Annotated in this window: 1 protein-coding gene; it reads left to right on the plus strand. The window is 64.5% G+C overall.

The genetic code is table 11. The features are described from left to right. The first annotated feature begins 101 nt into the window (after positions 1 to 101). Positions 102 to 1,118: an IS30 family transposase gene (locus tag ACXMYJ_RS29145; RefSeq protein ID WP_223375426.1), complete on the plus strand. Its 1,017-nt coding sequence runs from the start codon at positions 102 to 104 to the stop codon at positions 1,116 to 1,118. The last annotated feature ends 78 nt before the right edge of the window (positions 1,119 to 1,196 follow it).

Raw genomic sequence — 1,196 nt, forward strand, 5'->3', positions numbered from 1 at the left:
GCAACTCATCGTCTCATATCGCTAAGAGACGGCGGTGTCATACCCTCGAAGCAACGGTAGCCGAGAGGCGTTGGTGGACAGGGGTTGTAGTGGGGCGCAGGATGTTGACGATCGAGGATCGAGCGGAGATCGCCACGGGGGTGAAAGCCGGTTGGACGGTCACCGCGATCGCAGCACATCTGGGCCGGTGCAAGTCGGTGATCTCACGCGAGATCCGCCGCAACTGCACCGCGGCAGGGTATCGGGTGGTGGCTGCGGACAAGAAGGCCGCCGCGGCGAGGGCGCGCCCGCAGATCCGTGCGATCGACGCCGATCCGGTGCTGGCGGCGCGGGTGCGGGCGGATCTGAAGGCCTCCCGCACACCCCGGCAGATCGCGGGACGGTTGCGGCTGGAGGCCTCAGGCGAGAGTGTGGAACTTATGGATGGTTCCCTCGACGCCCAGGGCCGCAGGGTCTCGCATGAAGCCATCTACCGGTGGATCTACGCCCATCCCGGCAAAGAACTCGCCAGGCAGGGAATCATGTTGCGCAGCAAGCAGTCCCAACGAAGATCCCGCAAGAAGCCCGGTGAGCGCACGGCGCGGATCGTGGGCATGGTGTCCATCGATGATCGCCCCGCCGACGCCACCGACCGGCGGGTGCCCGGCTGGTGGGAAGGTGACCTGATCGTGGGGGCCGGCAACACGACCGCCGCGATCACCCTGGTCGAACGCAGCACGCGTTACACCCTGATCCTCGGGTTGCCCGACGGGAAGAAGGCCGACGGTGTCGCCGATGTGTTGATCGATCACCTCCAGGGGTTGCCGGAGTTCATGCGGCAAGGATTGACCTGGGATCAGGGCACCGAGATGGCAGAGCATGCCTCGATCACCGTGGCCGCTGACCTGCCGATCTACTTTGCACACCCGCATTCACCGTGGGAACGCCCGTCCAACGAGAACACCAACGGCCTGATCCGCGAGTACCTGCCCAAAGGGACTGCTATCACCAGCAACCAGGCCTACCTCGACGCCATCGCCCGCGAACTCAACGAACGCCCCCGACAGACACTCGGCTTCTACACCCCACGCGAAAAGTTCGAAGCCCTCCTACGAGACAACGTTGCTTGCACGGGTTGACATCGCCGTGGCTTGCCGAGCATCCTCGGGTCATCGTGCATTTCACCCCAACACACGCCTCCTGGATGAACCTCGTCG

Source organism: Mycobacterium sp. ZZG (assembly GCF_054786995.1).